The 19,909-nt window shown below is 68.5% G+C and carries 16 protein-coding genes; 4 read left to right on the top strand and 12 right to left on the bottom strand.

The genetic code is table 11. The annotated features are described in order from the left end of the window. Positions 1-64: 64 nt before the first annotated feature. Together msrB and msrA are read left to right on the top strand one after the other, a co-directional pair. Positions 65-559 carry a peptide-methionine (R)-S-oxide reductase MsrB gene (msrB, locus tag B2869_RS10590; RefSeq protein WP_292766077.1) on the top strand — a complete coding sequence of 165 codons (495 nt, stop codon included), beginning with the start codon at positions 65-67 and terminating at the stop codon, positions 557-559. After that, a complete protein-coding gene (gene msrA / locus B2869_RS10585; protein WP_029260687.1) occupies positions 556-1,104 on the top strand; it encodes a peptide-methionine (S)-S-oxide reductase MsrA in 549 nt (182 codons plus the stop codon). Before msrB ends, msrA begins: the two co-directional genes overlap by 4 nt. 56 nt (positions 1,105-1,160) lie before the next feature. Here msrA and B2869_RS10580 read toward each other — a convergent pair whose 3' ends face one another. From B2869_RS10580 to B2869_RS10570, 3 genes are read right to left on the bottom strand one after another with little or no spacing between them, the layout of a single operon-like run. Next, positions 1,161-1,961 carry an alpha/beta fold hydrolase gene (locus B2869_RS10580; protein ID WP_136024711.1) on the bottom strand — a complete coding sequence of 267 codons (801 nt, stop codon included), beginning with the start codon at positions 1,959-1,961 and terminating at the stop codon, positions 1,161-1,163. 46 nt (positions 1,962-2,007) lie between these two features. After that, complete coding sequence (locus B2869_RS10575; protein WP_029267926.1) at positions 2,008-3,324, bottom strand: MFS transporter; 1,317 nt, start codon at positions 3,322-3,324, stop codon at positions 2,008-2,010. A 37-nt stretch (positions 3,325-3,361) separates the two neighbouring features. Then, the gene (locus tag B2869_RS10570; RefSeq protein WP_292766071.1) at positions 3,362-5,383 is read right to left on the bottom strand and encodes a glycoside hydrolase family 3 N-terminal domain-containing protein; all 2,022 of its coding nucleotides are present in this window, start codon (positions 5,381-5,383) and stop codon (positions 3,362-3,364) included. 126 nt (positions 5,384-5,509) lie between these two features. Here B2869_RS10570 and B2869_RS10565 point away from each other — a divergent pair, with 126 nt between their 5' ends. After that, positions 5,510-6,169, top strand: coding sequence for a TetR/AcrR family transcriptional regulator (locus B2869_RS10565; RefSeq protein WP_051668199.1), 660 nt, complete (start codon positions 5,510-5,512; stop codon positions 6,167-6,169). A gap of 87 nt (positions 6,170-6,256) precedes the next feature. On the opposite strand, the gene B2869_RS10560 is transcribed toward B2869_RS10565, so the two are convergent. Together B2869_RS10560 and B2869_RS10555 are read right to left on the bottom strand one after the other, a co-directional pair. Beyond that, positions 6,257-7,708 carry a catalase gene (locus B2869_RS10560; protein WP_292766064.1) on the bottom strand — a complete coding sequence of 484 codons (1,452 nt, stop codon included), beginning with the start codon at positions 7,706-7,708 and terminating at the stop codon, positions 6,257-6,259. A 66-nt stretch (positions 7,709-7,774) separates the two neighbouring features. Further along, the gene (locus B2869_RS10555; protein ID WP_029260681.1) at positions 7,775-8,197 is read right to left on the bottom strand and encodes a Fur family transcriptional regulator; all 423 of its coding nucleotides are present in this window, start codon (positions 8,195-8,197) and stop codon (positions 7,775-7,777) included. A gap of 193 nt (positions 8,198-8,390) precedes the next feature. Here B2869_RS10555 and B2869_RS10550 point away from each other — a divergent pair, with 193 nt between their 5' ends. Beyond that, the gene (locus tag B2869_RS10550) at positions 8,391-11,903 is read left to right on the top strand and encodes a DUF7507 domain-containing protein (protein WP_292766060.1); all 3,513 of its coding nucleotides are present in this window, start codon (positions 8,391-8,393) and stop codon (positions 11,901-11,903) included. Between the two features lie 80 nt (positions 11,904-11,983). Here B2869_RS10550 and B2869_RS10545 read toward each other — a convergent pair whose 3' ends face one another. The 7 genes from B2869_RS10545 to B2869_RS10515 all read right to left on the bottom strand — a co-directional run. Then, positions 11,984-14,020 carry a hypothetical protein gene (locus B2869_RS10545; protein ID WP_292766057.1) on the bottom strand — a complete coding sequence of 679 codons (2,037 nt, stop codon included), beginning with the start codon at positions 14,018-14,020 and terminating at the stop codon, positions 11,984-11,986. Between the two features lie 4 nt (positions 14,021-14,024). Then, on the bottom strand, positions 14,025-15,008 hold the full coding sequence (locus B2869_RS10540) for a glycoside hydrolase family 130 protein (protein WP_029260678.1): 984 nt from the start codon (positions 15,006-15,008) through the stop codon (positions 14,025-14,027). A 29-nt stretch (positions 15,009-15,037) separates the two neighbouring features. Continuing rightward, positions 15,038-15,880 (bottom strand): carbohydrate ABC transporter permease, encoded by an 843-nt coding sequence (locus B2869_RS10535; RefSeq protein WP_081859796.1) that lies wholly within the window; start codon positions 15,878-15,880, stop codon positions 15,038-15,040. Next, positions 15,877-16,773, bottom strand: coding sequence for a carbohydrate ABC transporter permease (locus tag B2869_RS10530; RefSeq protein ID WP_292766051.1), 897 nt, complete (start codon positions 16,771-16,773; stop codon positions 15,877-15,879). Before B2869_RS10530 ends, B2869_RS10535 begins: the two co-directional genes overlap by 4 nt. Positions 16,774-16,777: 4 nt before the next feature. Further along, a complete protein-coding gene (locus B2869_RS10525; RefSeq protein WP_292766048.1) occupies positions 16,778-18,040 on the bottom strand; it encodes an ABC transporter substrate-binding protein in 1,263 nt (420 codons plus the stop codon). Positions 18,041-18,121: 81 nt separating this feature from the next. Continuing rightward, a complete protein-coding gene (locus B2869_RS10520; RefSeq protein ID WP_136024709.1) occupies positions 18,122-19,111 on the bottom strand; it encodes a LacI family DNA-binding transcriptional regulator in 990 nt (329 codons plus the stop codon). A gap of 127 nt (positions 19,112-19,238) precedes the next feature. Further along, positions 19,239-19,909: molecular chaperone DnaJ (locus B2869_RS10515; RefSeq protein ID WP_292766044.1), on the bottom strand; the 671-nt coding region annotated here is incomplete at its 5' end.

The following is a 19,909-nucleotide window of genomic DNA, read 5'->3' as shown; positions in this document are numbered from 1 at the left end:
CGGGCCGCTCGTCGGTTCTCCTCTATGACGGCGCAGCCAGCGACGTCGGACAAGGAGTCAGATCATGTCGAACGACTACGGCACGACCCCCGAGGCCGTCAGCGGCCTCACCCCTCTGCAGTATCAGGTGACCCAGCAGGACGCGACCGAGCCGCCCTTCCGCAACGCGTACTGGGACAACCACGATGACGGCATCTACGTCGACGTCGTCTCGGGCGAGCCTCTGTTCTCGTCGACCGACAAGTTCGACAGCGGCACCGGATGGCCGAGCTTCACGAAGCCCATCGACGCGGATGCCGTGACCACGCGCACCGACCGCTCGCTGTGGATGAAGCGCACCGAGGCGCGCTCGGCCGTCGCCGACAGCCATCTCGGTCACGTATTCGACGACGGCCCGCGCGCCGAGGGCGGCCTGCGCTACTGCATGAACTCGGCGGCTCTCCGCTTCATCCCGGCCGAAAGCCTGGAGGAAGAGGGGTACGGTCGCTACAGCGCCCTCTTCGCACGCCCCACCACCGACACACGCGCACCTTCCGACACCACCGAGGAGCAGTCATGACCGACACCGGAACCATCACCCGCACGCCCGGGACCGAGACGGCCGTTCTCGCCGGCGGCTGTTTCTGGGGGATGGAAGACCTGATCCGCCGTCAGCCCGGTGTGCTCGACACCCGGGTCGGCTACACCGGCGGCTCGAACGAGCACGCGACCTACCGCAACCACCCCGGCCATGCCGAGGCCGTGGAGATCGTGTTCGACCCGACGAAGACGACCTACCGCGACATCCTGGCGTTCTTCTTCCAGATCCACGACCCGTCGACGCTGAACCGTCAGGGCAACGACATCGGTTCGAGCTACCGCTCGGCGATCTTCCCGCTCACCCCCGAGCAGGAGGCGATCGCGCGCGACACCATCGCCGATGTCGACGCTTCGGGCCTGTGGCCGGCGAAGGCCGTCACCACGATCGAGCCGGCAGGGCCGTTCTGGCAGGCCGAGGAAGAGCACCAGGACTACCTGATCAAGTACCCGAACGGCTACACGTGCCACTTCCCGCGTGCGGGTTGGGTGCTGCCGAAGCGCGACGAGGCCGCCGCCACCGTCTGACGCGGAACCCGAGAATGGCCCGGTCGTATCCGACCGGGCCATTCCCCGTGAGCGGGCTACGCCTCGCCGAGGAACGCCACGGCCGCGTCCTTGAAGTCGCGCGAGCCCGGGGCGTTGAAGTGGTTCCGGTTCGGGATCTCGAAGAACCGTCCGTCGGGGGCGGCTGCGGCCAGCGCCCGCGAACCCTCGATGATCGCGTCCTTCGAGCCGGTGGCGAAGAGGATCGGCCGCGTCGGCGCATCCGAGGGATCGGGGTCGATCATGCCCGACGCCCGCATGCCCTCCGCGAGCGCGACGAGTGCCTGCAGGTCGTTTCCCGGCACCCGTTCGGTCAGCGCGATGTAGTTCTGCGTGGTCCGATCGGCCACCGGGGTGCCGTCGGCGATGTACTTCCGGACCTGTTCGAGATCGAGTCGCGCCAGGGGGATGCCGTCCGGCACCCCTCCCAGCACTGCACGCCCGATGCGGTGCGGCAGCTCGCGAACGACCTCCCAGCCCACGCGTGCGCCGAGCGAGTAGCCGACGTAGAGGGCGTCGTCGACGAGGTACGTGTCCATCACGGTCTCGACATCGGTCACGAGTGTGCGGATCCGGTAACCGTCGGGGTCATGTGGCTTCTCGCTGAGGCCGTGGCCGCGCTGATCCAGTGCCAGCACGCGATAACCCGCGCGCGTCAGCTCGCGTACCCATCCGGTGAGCACCCAGTTGTCGCGCGCGCTCGACGCGAAGCCGTGCACGATCACCACGACGGGTGCGTCGAACTCGCCCCAGGTGTAGGTCGCCAGTCGTGTGCCGTCGGCGGCGTACACCTGCTGGGGTTCGGGCATGCTGGTCAGGTCGGAGAGAGGGACGGCCACCTCTCCATCTTGGCCCTGTTCCTGGACGGCGGCGTCGGGTGCGGGATCAGCGCGTCGACCTGATCGGCCACACCGCGAACGCGCCGAGCACCGACAGGACTATGCCCACGGGGAAGAGCCCGGCGAAGCCGAATGCGATCACGATCAGACCCGAGACTCCGGGGGCCAGCGTCTGGGGCAGGGTGGCCGCGATGTTCACGACCCCGAGGTCTTTCGCGAACGACTGCGCCGAGGGGAGCACCTCGCTCATCAGTGCGGTGTCGACGGCCTGGAACATGCCGAACCCGAGCCCGGCGATGAACGACATGATCATCCACGCCTCGATCGTCGGCGAGATCCACGGCAGCAGCAGTGCAAGACCGGTGACCACCGACGAGGCGAACACGAACGGCTTGCGTCGCCCGACCCTGTCGGAGAGCGGACCGGAGATGATCGTGGAGATCAGGATGCCGGCGAGGCTGAGGAGCCCGACCAGCGGGATGACCGTCTCGGGCTTCTCGATGTGCAGATAGTCGGTCATGATGTAGAGCTGATATCCGGTCACGGAGAAGTAGCCCGTGAACAGCAGCAGGCGGCCGAGGAACGCCCAGAAGAAGTCGGGGTGTTTGATCGGGCTGACCCAGAAGGTGCGCAGGAACGCGCTGAGGTCGAACGGCTCGGGCGTGATCCGTTCGCTCGAGTAGTCCGGGTTGAACACGACGAACAGTGTGATGACGACGAGGGCGAAGACCGCGAAGACCACGTAGCCCGCGGCGATGCTGTTGAAGAACAGGGAGCCGACGATCTGACCGCCGAGCGAGCCGACCATGAGGCCGATGCCGGAGAGGGCGGCGAAGGTTCCCCGGCGCTTGAGGGGCACGCGGTCGGGCATCACGGCGGAGAGCGGGCCCTGGGCGAAGTTGTACGCGATCTGCACCAGAGTCCACGCGATGGCGATGCCGACCAGGGAGTCCGCAAAGGCGAGGCCGACCAGGGCCAGGCCTCCGGCGAGGACGCCGACGATCATCCACGGTGCACGCCGACCGAAGCGGGAACGCGTCCGGTCGGAGATCTGCCCGGCGATCGGCTGCGCGATCATCGCCGCGAACGCACCGATCGTCGCGATGATCGCGAGGTTGGCGACCTTGTTCTCCTCGCCGAGCGCGACCGTGACCTGCTGGGGGAGAAGGATGCCGGGGACCGCGCCCCAGATCAGGAAGATGCCGAGGTTGGCGGGGATGATCCAGCCGAGCAGGCGCCGGATCCCCTTGAGGGGCGGGGGCGGGTCGTCGTTGCCGGCGGCGGTGCGGATGAACGTCGTCTCCGTGATCGGGACGGTGCTCTCGGGGACGGTGCTCTCGGGGGTTGCGGGCGTTCCAGACATCGTCGTCGTGGTCCTCTCGGGTCGGGCAGAACGGGGGTCAGGCGGGGAGCGCCACCAGGCGGGAGCGCAGCGTGTCGATCGTCTCGGCCGGCAGGGTGGCGCCGGCGAAGCCGAGGACGGTGTCGAGCGGCATGTTCTGCGCCGCGGCGAGCATGGGGTTGCCCGGCAGTTCCGGGACGAGCTCGGTGATGATCGCGAGCGCCTCGGCGTCGGCGAGCACCTGGGCGACGGTCGCGCTGGTGAGGTCGAAGCGTCCGCCGGGTGCGGCGACATCCGCCATCTCGATCGTCGTGGACGCGGGGTCGGGCCGTGCGGCAGGCGACCAGTCGAGGTACCGGAGGCCGTGGCCGAACGCGAACGACGGGTCGACCGTGTCCGACGGCACGTCGGGGCGGCTCACCGCCACGGCTTCCATCGACGACGGCACCTCGAAGGGCAGCGACCCCTGGGGCTCCACCGCGCCGAACAGCACATTCACGAGCGCGGTGTCGGAGGCGCCGTAGTTCGCGATGATCGTCGAGGCGACGTCGAGAAGCGGGGCGAGGATCGCCGGACGATCGAGGTAGACGTCGAGCACGAGCGGCACGCGGGCGGCCAGATCGCGCAGGTGCGCGAGTTCGTCGTCGTGGAACTCGAGGGATCCGGCGCGGAAGAACGATTCGATGTCGGCCCCGTTGCCGCGCGGCTCCCACGGGGCGTCGGTGCGCACGATCGCGACGTCAGCGCGGTCGGGGTCGGTGACCACATCGGCCCAGCCGGCGAGCTCGACGGGGTCGAGGCCTTCGACGTAGACGGTCGGGCGCCCCTGCAGCGGCAGATGCGCCGCCCCGCCGCCGTTCGTGAGCAACGTGAGTGAACGTGCCTGGGCCTCGAGTCCGGCGGCGCGGGCGTCTTCCCTCCCGACGATCGCATCCGCAGCTTGGACATCGACGAACCGTGCGTCGTCGAACAGCCCGAGACGGAACTTCTCACGCAGCAGCCGGCGCACCGAGGTGTCGAGCCGGGACTCGGGCACCGAGCCCGCCCGGACGAGCCCGATCAGAGCCTTCGGGTTGAACTCACCGCCGAACTGGTCCACACCGGCATCGAGCGACTTCATCATCCGCTCGTCGTAGGTGAGCGACTCCACACCCCAGAAGGTGCGGGACAGGATGCCCCAGTCGGTGCACACGATCCCGTCGAAGCCCAGCTCGTCACGCAGCAGGCCTTGGATGATCTGCTTGTTGAAGCCGAAGCCGACCTCTTCGTACTCGGTGCCGATCGGCATGCCGTAGTAGGGCATGATCTGCGAGACGCCGGCGGCCAGCAGGTCGCGGAACGGTTGCAGGTGCAGGTCGAATCGTCCGCCCGGGTACACCTGCTCGCGGCCGTATGAGAAGTGCGGATCCTCGCCGTCGAGCTGTGGGCCGCCCCCGGGAAAGTGCTTGGCCATGGCCGAGACCGATTCGGCTCCGAGCTCGTCGCCCTGCAACCCGAGCGTGTAGGCGACGCCGAGACGCCCGGTCACCTCCGCGCTCTGGCCGAACGTGCCGGAAGCCCGCGCCCAGCGCGGCTCGGTGGCGAGGTCGATCTGCGGGTGCAGGGCGGTGCGGATGCCGACGGCCAGGTACTCGCGACGCACGACCTCGGCGAAGCGGCGGGTGAGCTCGGGGTCGTCGATGGCGCCGAAACCGAGGAACTCCGGCCACTGCGAGAAGGGGCCGGCGATGAGCGCGGCGGCCGGGTTGTTCGAGAACGAATGGCGCGGATCGCTCGACAGAGAGAACGGGATGCCGAGGCCGCGTCGCCGGGCCTCCTCCTGCAGGGCGTTGTGCCATGCGGCGATCTCCCGCGCCGACGGGGCCTGCAGGATGTTCACGTGCGTGATGTCACGGTCGATGATGGTGCGCATCGACGGGGAGCCGAACAGGCCGGGGGCGTCGAGGTCGTCGCCGAGGGTCGCCATCGGCTGGAACATCTGCCCCGCCTTGTCCTCGAGCGTCATTCGGGTGAGCAGGTCCTCGACACGCTGATCCACGGTCAGGGTGCGGTCCTGGTACGGGTGCGCGATCGCGCTCACGGGAACTCCTTCGTTCGGGTACGGCGGGTCTTTCGGGTACGGCGGGCGGTGCGGGTGCGGCGGGTGGTTCGGTTAAATATCTACACTTGTGTCGGTTTTGTCAAGAGCGGTGCTACGGTTTCCCCCATGGCTGATGCGACGACGCTGCGAGGGCGCGGATACGCGAACGGCCGAGCGCGCCGCGAGGAGATCATCCGCGTGGCCTCGGACCACTTCGCCGAACGCGGCTTCCTCTCGGCGACGATCCTCGAGATCGCCGCGGTGTGCGGCATCTCGCGCGCGGGACTGCTGCACCACTTCGCCGACAAGGAAGCCCTGCTCGAAGCCGTGCTCGAAGCCCGCGACATCGAGGATCGCGACCGCTTCCGTCCCTACGCCCGCGGCTACGGCGGTATGGGCGTGCTGCGCGGAATGGTCGACCTCGCCGACCACAACCGTCTCGTGCCGGGTCTGATCGAGCTTTTCGTGCGGTTGTCGTCCGAGGCGTCGGCTGCCGATCACCCGGCGCACGAGTACTTCCGGCGCCGCTACGAGAGGATCCGTTCGAGCACCGGACAGGCGATCGCGCTCGCCATCGCGTCCGGTCAGCTGCGACCCGACATCGATCCGCACGACGCGGCCTTGCGCCTGACCGCGACCATGGACGGTCTGCAGACCCAGTGGCTGTTCGACCGGTCGATCGACATGGCCGGCGCCATCCGCGCGATGCTGCGGGCGTGGATGACCCCGGCGGGCGAGGTGGCGTTCGAGGCGATCGTCCCCGAACCGGAGCCGGTCGGCGCCTGACGCGCCCGGCAGTGCCGGGGACGACGAAACGGCCTCCCGGAGACCGAAGTCTCCGGGAGGCCGTTTCCGTTCCGGTGATCGCGAGGATCAGACGCGGTCGCGCAGCGCGGCGCCGAGTGCGGCGTCGACGTTCGTCCAGTACTGGAAGAAGCGCTCGCGGATGGCGTCGACGGTGATCGAACGCCCCTGGCCGGTGAGCGTCTCCAGGAAACGTGCCCGCTGCTCGGCGTCGAACACCTCGCGGTAGAGCGTGCCGGGCTGCCCGAAGTCGTCGTCCTCGGGGTGCAGGGTCGCGGCGGAGCGCTGGATCTCGCCGTCGGCCTCCCAGTTCACCTCGATGCCCTTCGACGGGTCGGCCTCCGGGCCTCCTGCTGCTCCATAGGAGTTCGGCTGGTAGGTGCGGTGCGCGGCGTCGTTGAACTGGTAGCGCATCGAGCCCTCGTGCTGGTAGTTGCGCGCCTCGCTCGCGTGCGGCTGGTTCACCGGCAGCTGGTTGTAGTTCGGGCCGATGCGGTGGCGCTGCGCGTCCGGGTAGGCGAAGATGCGCCCCATCAGCATCTTGTCCGGGGAGATGCCGGTGCCCGGCACCTGGTTCCCCGGCGAGAAGGCAGCCTGCTCGATCTGTGCGAAGAAGCTCTCCGGGTTGCGGTTCAGGGTCAGCGTGCCGACCTTGATGCGCGGGTAGTCCTTCTTCGAGATGGTCTTGGTGAGGTCGAACGGGTTGAACCGGTAAGCCTTGGCCTCGTCGTAGGGCATGATCTGCACGTACAGGTCCCACTTCGGGAACTCGCCGTCGGCGATCGACCGGAAGAGGTCGCGCCGGTAGTGGTCGGCGTCCGATCCGGCGAGCTGCTCGGCCTCTTCGTTGCTCATCGCCTCGACGCCCTGCTGTGAGATGAAGTGGTACTTGACCCAGAACACCTCGCCTGCGGCGTTGACCCACGAGTAGGTGTGCGAGCCGTAGCCGTTCATGTGCCGCCAGCTGAGGGGCAGGCCGCGGTCTCCCATCAGATACGTGACCTGGTGGGCGCTCTCCGGCGACAGCGTCCAGAAGTCCCACTGCATGTCGGGATCGCGCAGACCCGAGTCGCCGAGGCGCTTCTGCGAGTGGATGAAGTCCGGGAACTTGATCGCGTCGCGAAGGAAGAACGTCGGGGTGTTGTTGCCGACGATGTCGAGGTTGCCCTCTTCGGAGTACATGCGGAGCGAGAACCCGCGCACGTCACGCCAGGTGTCGGGTGAACCCTGCTCTCCGGCGACGGAGGAGAAGCGGATGAGGGTCTCGCTGGCCGCACCCGGCTGGAAGACGGCCGCGCGCGTGTAGGCCGACACGTCTTCGGTGACGACGAACTCGCCGAACGCGCCGCCGCCCTTCGCGTGCGGGTTGCGCTCCGGCACCCGCTCGCGGTTGAAGGCCGCGATCTTCTCGACCAGGTAGTGATCGTGCAGGACGGTGGGGCCGTCGGCGCCGACCGTGAGCGAATGCGTGTCGCTCGCGATCGGGGCTCCGGCCTGCGTGGTGGTGGCAGGTTTCGTCATGGTGTTCTCCTTCTCCGCGCAGGCGCAACGATTACCCCCATCCGGGGACGGGTGATCGGCGGACTGCTATTGCGCGGCGTTCTGGCAACTGGGGCAGAGGCCCCAGAAGGTGACTTCGGCTGTCTGGACGGTGAATCCCCCCGTGGAGGACGGGGTGAGACACGGCGCTTCGCCGACGACGCAGTCCACATCGCCGATGGCACCGCAGGAGGTGCAGACGACGTGGTGGTGGTTGTCGTTGATGCGCCGCTCGTAGAGCGCCGCGGAGCCTGCCGGTTCGATCCGGCGGATGAGGCCCGCCGTCGTCAGGTCCGCGAGGATGTTGTGCACCGACTGGATCGACGTGGTCGGCAGCACCTCAGACACGGCACGGTAGAGCCGCTCCGCGTCTGAATGGGCCATGGAGTCGAGAGCCTCGAGAACGGCGACGCGGCCCGCGGTCGCGCGCAACCCGGCAACGCGAAGCGCCGAGTCGAGTTCTGTCTCCATCCATCGAGCATACCTCTTCATTTGAATAACTCAAAAGAAAGTATTCCGGCATGCCGCGGAGGGATCGAGGTGGGGTCGAGGTGATTTCACCGAGGTCGCAGCACAAAAAAAGGGGTTGGACCCAGGGGATTCGTCGGTTACTGTGAGCAAAGTCTCAGCTTCCGGTGACGCTGAGAAAACGGAGGGCGACCCCATGCGGAATCCAGCCACTCATCTTCGTCGTACGAGCCGTGACCGTCGCAAGCCCTGGGCCGTCGCCGCACTGCTGACGCTCGTGCTCACCGCGCTGATCGTGCCCGCGCCGCCCGCCACGGCGGCTCCGGGCGATGCCGCCCAGCTGTATCTCGGACCCTCCACGGAAGCGGCCACGGTCGGATCCGACAAAGACCTCGTCGCGCCGACGGAGTGTCCGTCGAACTCGGTGCTCACCGGCGTGCAGACGGAGAACCGCACGGCCGACTCTCCGTCCAACGCCAACTCGATCCTCGTGCGTTTCAGCATCCAGTGCTCCACGATCACCGTGAGCAACGCCGGGACTGTCACGGGAACCGTGAACCCCGCGTGGCTCACCGGTCCCGTCTACAACGAGAGCCGTGGCAACGTGCAGACCGGCGTGTGCCCCGCCAACACCTTCGTGCACCGCATCACCGGGACCACCTTCGTCGGCGACGGCACGAACCGCTGGCCCTCATCGGTGCAGATCACCTGCCGGCCGATGGCCTTCACCACGGCGGGTGAGCTGCGGATCGATCTCGCCGCCACGCCTACCGTCCTCACCATCGGTGAGAACTTCAACACGACCGGAGGCTTGGACACCCCGACGCCACGCTGCGGGCCGGCGACCACCACCGGGACCAGCGACATCCTCGTGCGCGGCTACCGAGCGCAGGGAGGCGGCGAAGGCATCGACGGCTTCACCCCCTCCTGCGCCACCATCCCCGACGACTACGGCGATGCCCCGGCCGGCTACGGGGCCGTGTCCCACGAGCTGAATGCCGCCACCTACCTCGGGTGGTCAGCCGACACCGAGGCGGCGATGCAGTACAGCGCGAACGCGACCGGAGACGATCAGGTCGGCGGCACCGCGCCGAACCAGTTCATCGACGACGAGAACGGCGTCGCGACGTTCGGGCCGATCACCGCAGGGATCACCAGCAGCTACTCGGTGTCGGTGCTGGCGTCGAACAAGGTGCCGGGTCAGCCGGCGACACTGGTCGGCTGGGTCGACTTCAACCGCAACGGCGTCTTCGACGCGAACGAGGGTGCATCCGTGGTGGTCCCGGCGGGAACGCCCGACGGATCCTCGGTCACGCTCACCTGGCCGGGCATCATCGCACAGACCGTCGCGGGACCGACCTTCGCGCGGTTCCGGATCTCCGGCGGCACCGCCCTGACCACCTCCATGCCCACGGGCGCGGGAGGGGTGGGCGAGGTGGAGGACTATGCCCTCACCATCGCCGCGGCGAACCCGGGGATCTCGCTGTTCAAGTCGGCATCGCCGTCGGGGCCGGATGACTTCACGGTCGGCCAGGTCATCGACTACTCCTTCGTGGTCACCAACACCGGTGACGTTCCCCTCGCCGACATCAGCGTCGACGAGACCGCCTTCACCGGCTCGGGGACCATGACCACCCCGGTGTGTCCGACGGCACCGCTGGCTGCCGGGGCGCAGGCGACCTGCACAGCGAGCTACACCCTCACCCAGGCCGACATCGACAGCGGGACCCTCACCAACACGGCCACCGCGACGGGTGTCCCGCCGGGTATCCTCGTGCCTCCCGTCTCCCCGCCCTCCACCGTCAACGTGCCGTCGACGGCGACATCCGCGATCACCCTCGTGAAGAGCGCCGACACCTCCGAGATCACGGCAGCCGGGCAGGCGATCGCCTACTCGTTCCAGGTGGTCAACACCGGCAACGTCACGCTCACGAACGTCACGGTCGACGAGACGGCGTTCTCCGGTACCGGAACGCCGCCGGCCATCACCTGCCCGGCGGGCGCCGCCTCGATGATCCCGGGCGCGCAGATCACATGCACGGCGACCTATACGACGACGGCCGCTGACTACAACTCCGACTCCCTCGACAACACGGCCACCGCGACCGGCACTCCGCCCTCGGGCACTCCGCCGGTGTCTGCGCCGTCGACCGTCGAGATCCCCGTCGTCTCGGCACCGGCGCTGACCGTGGCGAAGACGGCCGACCGCACCCAGATCACGACGGCGGGCGAGACGATCAACTATTCGTTCCTGGTGACGAACACCGGCAACGTCACGCTCACGGGTGTGACGGTGACCGAGACGGCGTTCACCGGAACGGGGACGCCTCCGGTGGTCACGTGCCCTGCCGGCGCGGCATCGCTCGCGGCAGGGGCGACCGTCACCTGCACGGCTTCCTACGTGGTGACCCAGGCGGACCTCGACGCCGGAGGAGTGAGCAACACGGCGACGACCACCGGCACTCCGCCGACGGGCGAGCCTCCGGTGTCCCCGCCGTCGACCGTCGTCGTCCCCCCTAACCCCATGCCCGGCATCAGCGTCGTCAAGTCGGCGAGCCCGAACACCCCTGATGCCTACCAGGTGGGCCAGGAGATCACCTACTCGTTCGTGGTCACCAACACCGGCAACGTCACTCTCACGAACGTGACCGTGAACGAAGAGGACTTCTCCGGTTCGGGAACGCTGTCGCCCGTTCAATGCCCGGCCGGCGCCGCTTCCCTCGCTCCGAGCGTTCAGATCGTCTGCACCGCGACGTACGTGCTGACCCAGGCGGATGTGAATGCGGGGCAGGTCACGAACAGCGCGACCGCGACAGGGGTTCCGCCCGGTGGTCTCGTTCCTCCGGTCTCGCCGCCTTCTGAGACCGAAGTGCCCATCGTTCCGGCTCCTGCGATCAGCATCCTGAAGTCGGCGACACCTGCGACGATGACGGCCGTGGGCCAGACGCTCGCCTACTCGTTCGTGGTCACCAACACCGGCAACGTCACCCTTACCGACGTGACGGTCGACGAGACGGCGTTCTCCGGATCCGGTTCGCTGTCTGCGATCGAGTGCCCGGCAGGGGCCGCGAGCATGCTGCCCGGTCAGATCGTCACCTGCACGGCGGAGTATCAGACGACGCAGGCCGACGTGGACTCGGGTCTCCTGACGAACGCCGCCACCGCCACCGGCACTCCGCCGTCGGGCCAGCCCCCGGTCTCGCCGCCTTCGACGGTCGAGGTCCCGTTCGACGGCACCAACTCGCTCACCCTCGAGAAGCGCGCGAACCCGGTCGACGTCAACGGCAACGGCGTCATCGATCCCGGTGACCGTATCGAGTGGACGATCTTCGTGACGAACACCGGCGCTCAGACCATCGACGACATCGTGGTCAGCGACCCCACGGCGGGTCCGGTCACCTGTCCCGCGACGAGTCTCGGATCCGGAGCGCAGATGACCTGCACGGTGCCTGCGCACACCGTCACCACCGCCGACGTCGGTCGCGGACAGGTGCGGAACGTGGCCACCGCCACAGGCGTCCCGCCCGGGGGAGGGACGATCGTTCCGCCTCCGTCTGAGACGACCACGCGAGTGTTCCGGCCGCCGCCGCCCACACTGGCGGTGACCGGTGGAGTGCTTTCGGCCGGTCTGCTGCTGGGGGGACTGATGCTCTTCGCTGGAGGGATGCTCCTCCCCGCCGTCCGCCGTCGTCGACAGCCGCAGGAGTAGCGCAACCGACAGTGCCCCGACGAGCTCTTATGCTCGTCGGGGCACTGTCATGGTCGGCGTAGATCGGCCGAGCGTGCGCGTCAGCTGCGCGTCACGGTGAAGCCGGTACCCCGCACCCGCACCTTCCCGCTCTGCGCCGCGTCGCCGCGCGGCGAGCCGTCTGCGTCGTAGGCGCGCCCGGTGCCCGGCGCGAGCGGTGGGACCCGCTGATCCTGGCGCGTGCCGTTGGCGTAGAGCACGGCAGAGCCCGAGCGCGTCGAATACACCGCGCTCGCGATCCGCGGCTGGATCAGCAGGGCATCGAGGCGCACATCGCCGCGACTCGTGCAGCGCACCGTCACCGCCGCCTCCGGCAGATCGCCACCGAGGAGCTCAGGCACGAGCATCCCGTCGGCCTCGGTGAGGCCGCGGTCTCCGGTCGAACCGGCCGCGGTGCGGGTCTTCCACAGTCGGCGGCGTCCGCGGAGGACCTCCCACTCGGCCTCGCCCGCATCTGCCGCCTGTCGCCACACGACACCGTGCAGGATGCCGCCGGACTCGGTGACGTCGAACTCGACCCACTCACCGCGGGGGATGCGCACGTATGCGCCGCCGGACAGATTCCCCTCGCCCGTCCATGCCCCGCCGTCCGGTCGCTCGACCACACATCCGGGGGAGAGTCGCGCGGTCTCGGCCTCGATGACGCGCAGACCGGTGTTCGCCGTGAGGCCGGTGATCGAGGTTGCCAGGTCGGCCACGTCGCGGTTCGCGTCGAGCAGCTGCATCGTCAACAGGCCATGGATCGTCGACTCTGCGCCCGAGTTGCGGTTCACCCGTCCGTCGGTCTCGACCCCATCGAACGTGACCCCGGTCGTTGCGTCGTACACCGGGATGCCGGCCGTGTTCGCGCCGAAGAACCATCCTGCGGCGAGTCCGGCGAGTACGCGGAGGCCTTCCCCTCCGACCGTGGATGCCTGGAGTGCGCCGGCCACGCGGCCGTGCGCGCCGTACGCGATCTGCGCCTCGGCGGGAAGCGGCGCCCACGCGTTGTGGGGCCCGCCCGAAGCCAGCACCTGCGGCGTGAAGCGTCCGGCGTCCGAGAGCGCCGCGGCCGACCAGTCTCGACGCCGTAGCAGCACTCCGGCTCTGGCCAGTGCCTCCGGCGCCGCCGCACCCCATGCGTGCCAGAACCCGAGCGAACCCGTCCACGGCAGCACGGCGCCGAACGGCCAGCCCCGCGCGGGGTCGGTCGACATCGCGGCCACTCCCTCGCCGTACGACTGCAGAGCTGTCCTGCTGCGGGAGTCCCCGGCCTCGGTGGCGGCAGCGAGACCGAGCATGGCCTCGGCCGTCGCATCCGCTCCTCCGGCGATCAGCCAGGCGGGGAGCCTCTGCCCATCGCTTCTCACCCACTGGCCGGCGCGGGAGAGCGACTCGAGACCCAGCGCATCGAGGCACAGGTGCAGCCTTGCGAGGAGGAACGCCGCGAACTCCGGGTCATCGCGACGGAAGGCCGCATAGCCCTCGCCGAAGGCCCAGACCGAGCGGGCGAGCCAGTACGACTCCGCCGAGTCCGAGGGGTCGGGCAGCTCGACAGGGACGGCGCTGGGGGTCAGGGTGCCGTCCTCCTGCTGCCACAGCACCACGCGTCCGGCATTCGGCCCGGAAGTCGTCTGCAGGAAGGCGAGCGAACGAAGCACGTCTCTGGCCTCGTCGCGGCTCTGCGCGTCGCCCGTGGCCTTCCACTCGCGGACGAACACGACGGCGGCGCGGGCGATGTCGTCGGCGTTGTACGCGCCCTGCGACCAGTATCCCGTCAGCGCATCGCGGGTGCCGCCGCCCACGGGTCGATAGCCGCCGGAACCATCGGTGTCGGCGTAGGTCCAGGGCGCACGGACCGCTGGTTTCGTCTCGATCCCGAACGTCGTGTGGGTCGCGCTCGCGACGACGGGAACATCGGCGAGGAGGAATCGCAGGTGGGCGAGGTTCGTCAGCCGTGGCCGGCGCGCGGTCTCGAGCGGCGGCGTCGCCGTGCCGGTCGCAGTGTTCGTCGTGCCCATGGCGGCGTCGACGGGGAAGAGGGCGAGCGCGGAGGCTGCTGCCGTGAACGTCAGGAACGTGCGTCGGGAGGCGTCCACGTCATCACGCCTCTCCGCCGTCGCGCAGTGCGCGACCCCACGGCTCGGCCGGATCGTGGATCGCGACCGCCAGCGTCGTGTCGGACTGCCCGTAGTACGCGAACCACTTCCCGTGGAACTTCACGAGCCCCTCCACGAAGGTCACGTTAGAGACGAGTCCGTGCATGTCCTCGAAGGTCTGCGGGCGCAGCCACGGCTCCTGCAGGCGGGCGATGACCTTCGTCGGCTCGTCCGGGTCGATCGCGATCTGCCCGCAGCGGTAGTCGACGTCGACGGTGCCGTCGTCGTGCACGGTGCGGGTGGCGCCGTTCGTGAGGAACAGGAGCAATCCGTTGTCGGTGACCACAGGGGAGGCGCCGATCTCGACGAGCGCCTCGTCCCAGGTGCCGGGGGTCGGAGAGTACATCGGCTCGGTGTCGGGCGTGCCCGGCCTCCAGTGGATGAGGTCGTCGCTGGTCGCCCAGTAGATCGCGCCCTCGCCGAAGTACATCCACCATTTCCCGTGCATCCGCTGCGGAACGATGACCCCGGCCTTCGACCAGTTGAACCCGCGCGGGTCCATGGTCTTGAACGTGTCGAAGTCGTCGAACAGCGGACCGTGCTTGGTCCAGGTGCGCAGGTCGGTCGAGGTCGCCAGGCACAGCTGCGCGCTGCGGCGGTCCCAGCCCGTGTAGGTGAGGTAGTAGGTGCCGTCGATCAGCGCGATGCGCGGGTCTTCGCATCCGTAGGTCTCGTAGTCCTCGGAGGGGGAGAGGATCGGCGCGTCCTCGCGGGTGAAGGTCACCCCGTCCCGGGAGCGGGCGATGCCGATGTGGGAGATGATGTCGTCGGCGTGCGCCCGGTAGAGCAGCACGACCTCATCGCCGTCGACGATGGCCGCCGGGTTGTAGAGGTTGGCCGACTCCCAGCTGTCGCCGCGCGGACGCAGGATGGGGTTGCCTTCAAAGGGCGTGAACGGACCGAGGGGGAAGGAGGCTCCGGAGAACATGGGGGCCCTTTCTGACTGGGGGATGGGGGCTAGCCTTTGACGGCCGCGCCGAGGTCGGTGGCCTTGAAGAAGCGCTGGAAGACGACGAACAGGATGACGACGGGGAACGCGAGCGCCGTTGCGCCGGCGAGGATCGCGCCGTTCGGGTTGGCCGTGGACTGCGCCACGTTGGAGATGTAGTTCGCGAGTGAGACGGCCAGAGGCTGCAGACTCGCATCCTTCGTGATGAGGAAGGGCCAGAGGAATTCGTTCCAGGGGCCGATGAAGGTGACCAGCACGACCGTCACCAGCACGGGGCGGATGAGCGGGATCGCGACGGATGTCAGCAGGCGGATCTCGCCCGCACCGTCGATCCGCGCCGCTTCGAAGATCTCCACCGGCAGCGCCTTGAAGAACTGTACGAAGATGAACACCGCCGTGGTGTTGATCAGGAACGGCAGGATCATGCCCATGTACGAGTCGCCGAGGCCGTAGTTGCGGGTGATCTGCACGTAGAGGGGGATCATCAGCAGCTGGAACGGCACCATCTGCACGAGCAGCATCAGCACCCAGATCACGCCTCGGCCGCGGAAGTCGAGGCGGGCGATCGCGTAGCCGGCGAGCAGCCCGAACACGACGGTTCCCAGCAGCACGCCCGCCGTGAAGATCAGCGAGTTCAGCAGCGAGCCGACCAGGTCGATGCGCGAGTCGATCGCGACGAAGTTGTCGACAGTCCACCCGCTCGTCGGGAACAGTTCGCTCGGGGAGTTCGTCGGACTCTCCTGGAACGCCCCCACGATCATGAAGTAGAAGGGGAAGGCGAATCCGATGGCCGCGATCGTGAGCAGGATGATGCTCAGGATGCGGGGCAGTGAACGCTTCTTTCGCATCATCGCTCCCTGGTCGCGCGGTTGGCCGCCAGCGAGAGCATGCCGACGAGGATCACGAGGATCATGCCGATGGCCGCTGCGGTGTCGGGGTTCTGCTGCTGGATGCCCAGTTGGTAGATCAGCAGGACCGGGGTGGTCGAGGCGCCGTCAGGGCCGCCGCCGTTGGTGAGCAGGTACGGCTCGGTGAAGAGGTTCGCGCCGGTGATGATCGACAGGATCAGCACGAGGGTCGTGGCGCTTCGCACGCCGGGGATCGTGACGTGTCGGAAGCGCGAGAGCACTCCGGCACCGTCGGTCTCGGCCGACTCGTACAGCTCCTTCGGCACGTTCTGCAGCGCGGCCAGATACAGCAGGATGTAGAACCCGAGCTGCTTCCAGGTCACGTAGAACGCGATCATCGGCATCGCGAGTCCGCTGTTCACGAGCCACGACGGATCGGGGGCGAGCGGGCCGAGGATCGTGTTGATCAGCCCGTTGCCCGAGAACAGCAGCATCCACACGCCCACGAGCGAGACGCTCGCGGTCAGATACGGCACATAGAACGCGACCCGGTACGCCGCGACCCACCGGATGCCGGTGTTCAGGGCCGCCGCGAGCACGAGGGAGAGCACGGCCGTGAGGGGCACGTTGATGACCAGGAAGATCAGGGTGTTGCGGAAGGACCCGAGCACCCGCGGGTCGGTGAGCACCGTGACGAAGTTGTCGAAGCCCACGAACGGGCGATCGACCTCGGTGCCCGGAGCCGTGAAGAAGTAGTCGTGGAAGGCGATGTAGACCGCGAACGCAAGGGGATACGCGAAGATCGCGATCACGAACACGAAGTACGGGAGCGCGAACAGCCCGCCGATCGGTTGCGCACCCAGCCAGCGGGTGCGGGGCCGCCTCTCATCGGTCACGGTGTCACTCGGCGACGAGCGCGTCGATCTTCTTCGCCGCGTTCCCGAGGAAGTCGTCGATCGACTCCTTGTCGAAGATCACGGCGGAGGAGTACTCGTCGCGGAACGCCTGCCACGCCTCGACGGAGTTGGGGATGCTGGGCACGTCGGCGGTCTTCTCAGCCTGCTCGGCGAAGGCCACGTAGTTCGGGTTCGCAGCGAAGTAGTCGCCGTAGGTGTCGGTGAGTCCGGTGCGCATCGGCATCTGCCCCGTGGCCTCGAGCAGCTGGCCGTCGCTGTCCTCGCTGGTGGAGAACTTCAGGAACTCCCACGCGGTGCCCTGGTTCTTGCAGGCCGTGAACATCGACACGCTCTTCGAGTCGGCGAAGGTCGTCGGAGTCTCTCGGCCGTCGCTGGTGGGCACCGGCATGAAGCCTACGTCGACGGTGTCGGCGTAGGAGGGGATCGCCCAGGGGCCGGCGAGCTGCATGGCAGTGGTACCTGCCGACATCGCGTCGTCGGTCGACGCCTCGTTCGGCGACAGCTTCTCGTCGTAGAAGGTCTTCCAGAACTCCGAGACGGTGCGCCCGGCATCCGAGTCGAACGTGGACTTGCCGTCTTCGACGAGCATCGTGCCGTCGGTCTCGGCCAGGTACAGCGGATAGAAGTCGAACCACGGCTGGTAGAACTCGCTCGTCGGCGCCGGCCAGATCGCACTCTGCACGCCGGAGGCGACGATCGCGCGCGACCCCTCGAGGAACGCGTCGTACGTGTTCATCTGCGGGTCTTCTGGGTCGATCCCTGCGGCCTGGAAGAGCGCCTTGTTGTACATGACCATCACGGGGTTCGACTTCCACGGGAGCTGGTAGAAGCTGCCGTCGCTCGCGTAGGCGTCGACCTCTCCACCGCGCTCGGTGATGTAGTCGCTGCCGCCGTCGATCTTGCTGAGGTCGACGAGTCCGCCCTGCTTGACCCAGCCCGAGACCGCGGCCGGGGCCACGTTGTAGACCAGGCAGGGAGCCGTGCCCGCGGTGATCGCGGCGGTGATCGCCTCTTCCGAAGAGGAGCCGGCGGGGATCTCCTGCGCCTTGACCTTCTCGTCGGGGTGCTCGTCGTTCCAGGCCTTGACCACGGCGGTGCCCCAGGCGAGTTCCTGTTCGTTGTTGGAGAGCCAGATGCTGATGGGGCCGGTGCCGTCGGCTGAGCTTTCGCCGCCGCCTCCGGCCGAGCATCCGGTGGCGATGAGAGCGGTGGCGCCGATCAAGGCGATTGCGCGGAGCTTCTTCATGGTGTCCTCCTTGACACTGCGGGTGGTGACGCTGCGGGTGGTGACGCTGCGGTGGTGATGCTGCGGTGATACGGATGTCTACTAGCTGGTGCTCTCCCGGAAGTGCACGACGTTGCAGTCGACGATCTCGGTGCGCGGCTGCGCCCCGAGGATGTCTGCCCGCAGGAGGCGGGCGGCGGCGCGGCCTCGGGCCGCGGGGTCGGATGAGACGCTGGTCAGCGCCGGAGACAGGTGGGCGGAGAGGTGGTCGTCGTCGAAGCCCGAGATCGCGAGGTCCTGCGGGATCGAGAGGCCCTGGGAACGGGCGTAGGAGAGCCCGGCGATGGCCATGGTGTCGTTCGAGTAGAGGATCGCAGTCGGGCGGTCGGGCAGGGCGAGGAGCTCGGCGGTGCGGGTGCGCCCGCTCGCGGCGGTGAAGTCGCCCTCGCGGAGCAGCTCGTCGTCGCCGATCGCCGCGACATAGGCGTCTGCACGCGCTTTCGAGTGCACGTATTCGAGCGGCCCGGAGATGTGGGCGATGCGCTCGTGCCCGGCGGCCCGGAGGTGCGCGATGATCTCGCGGACCGGGGCGGTGTCGTCGGTTCGCACACACGAGAACCCGGTCGGCTGGTCATAGGCGCCCACCAGCACGGTGGGCAGTCCGAGGTCGTCTAGGAAGGGCACACGCCAGTCGTCGGTGCGCAGGTCGAGCAGGAGGGCGCCGTCGGCGCGGCCGTGGGTGAGCGTGCGGTAGGCCCGTTCCTCGGCGTCGCGGTCGGGGACGACCTGGAGCAGGAGTGCCGTCTCGGTCTCGGCGAGCACCGACTCGACGCCGGCGATGAAGGCCGGGAAGAAGGAGTCGTTCGCGATGACCTGGGGGTCGCGGGCCAGCACCACGGCGACCGCGTTGGCTCGACGGGTGGCGAGTGCCCGTGCGCTCTGGCTCGGCGCCCAGTTCAGCTTCTCGGCCGCTGCGAGGACCTTCGCCTTCGTCTCGTCGGAGATCGGGCGGTTGCCGCTCAGGGCGTGCGAGACCGTGGCCTTCGTGACGCCTGCTTCGCGAGCGACATCGGCGATGGTCGTGCGGCTCATGCCACCTCCTCGTGGATTCCGGACGCTCCGATGCGCTCATCGGTGAACCGGTTTGATGAGTGTAAACCGGTTTGATTCGGAAGTCAACGGTACGACCGCGGTGCGACGACGCTCGGCGAGCGCGGGCTCAGACGAAGCGGACGGTCTGCTGCAGGCGGGTGCGCACGTCGAAGAGCTCGTTGCCCCCGATCGCCCGCGCCTGCGGCACACCCTGACGCAGCACCATCGCGAGAGCGCTGCGTCGCACCACGACGACCGGAACTCCGCGGCTCGTGCCGAGCGGCGTGACGGCTTGGGCGAGGTCGTCGTCGGGCAGCACGATGATCGCCCCGCCGAAGCGCACGCGCGCGGCCTTCGCGACGGTGCGCATACGACGCAGAGCAGCGGTGACCGGTGCGCGGGTGCCCAGACTCGGGACGGTGATCTCGCCGCGGCGGAAGCCCACGACACCCCCGAAGTCTTCAGACATCACGCCGTACAGTCCGGACGGGCCGAGCACCACATGGTCGAGTTTGTCGTCGGCATCCGCTCCCACCGCGACGTCGTGCCACACCGTGAAGCCCATGCCGAGGTCGGAGACCGTGCGGGCCGTGGCCTCCTCCGCCAGCGCGTCGGCGAGCATCCGCCGCAGGTCACGCGGAGCCGAGCGCACGAGCGCGGGGTCATACGGATCGGGGACCTCGACGCCGCGGCCGGCCCATTCGCGAATGAGCACGAGGTAGCGTTCACGGCGCCAGCCGCCGGGGTGCCCGTAGGACCGGGCGCGGGGACGGGTGTCGGTGCGGGCGGCGGGCGGGC

Origin of the sequence: Microbacterium sp. UBA3486, assembly GCF_002377845.1 — a bacterium.
GTDB lineage: Bacteria > Actinomycetota > Actinomycetes > Actinomycetales > Microbacteriaceae > Microbacterium > Microbacterium maritypicum_A.
The sequence above is the reverse complement of the archived record's forward strand: the minus strand, read 5'-3'. Positions and strand labels throughout refer to the sequence as shown.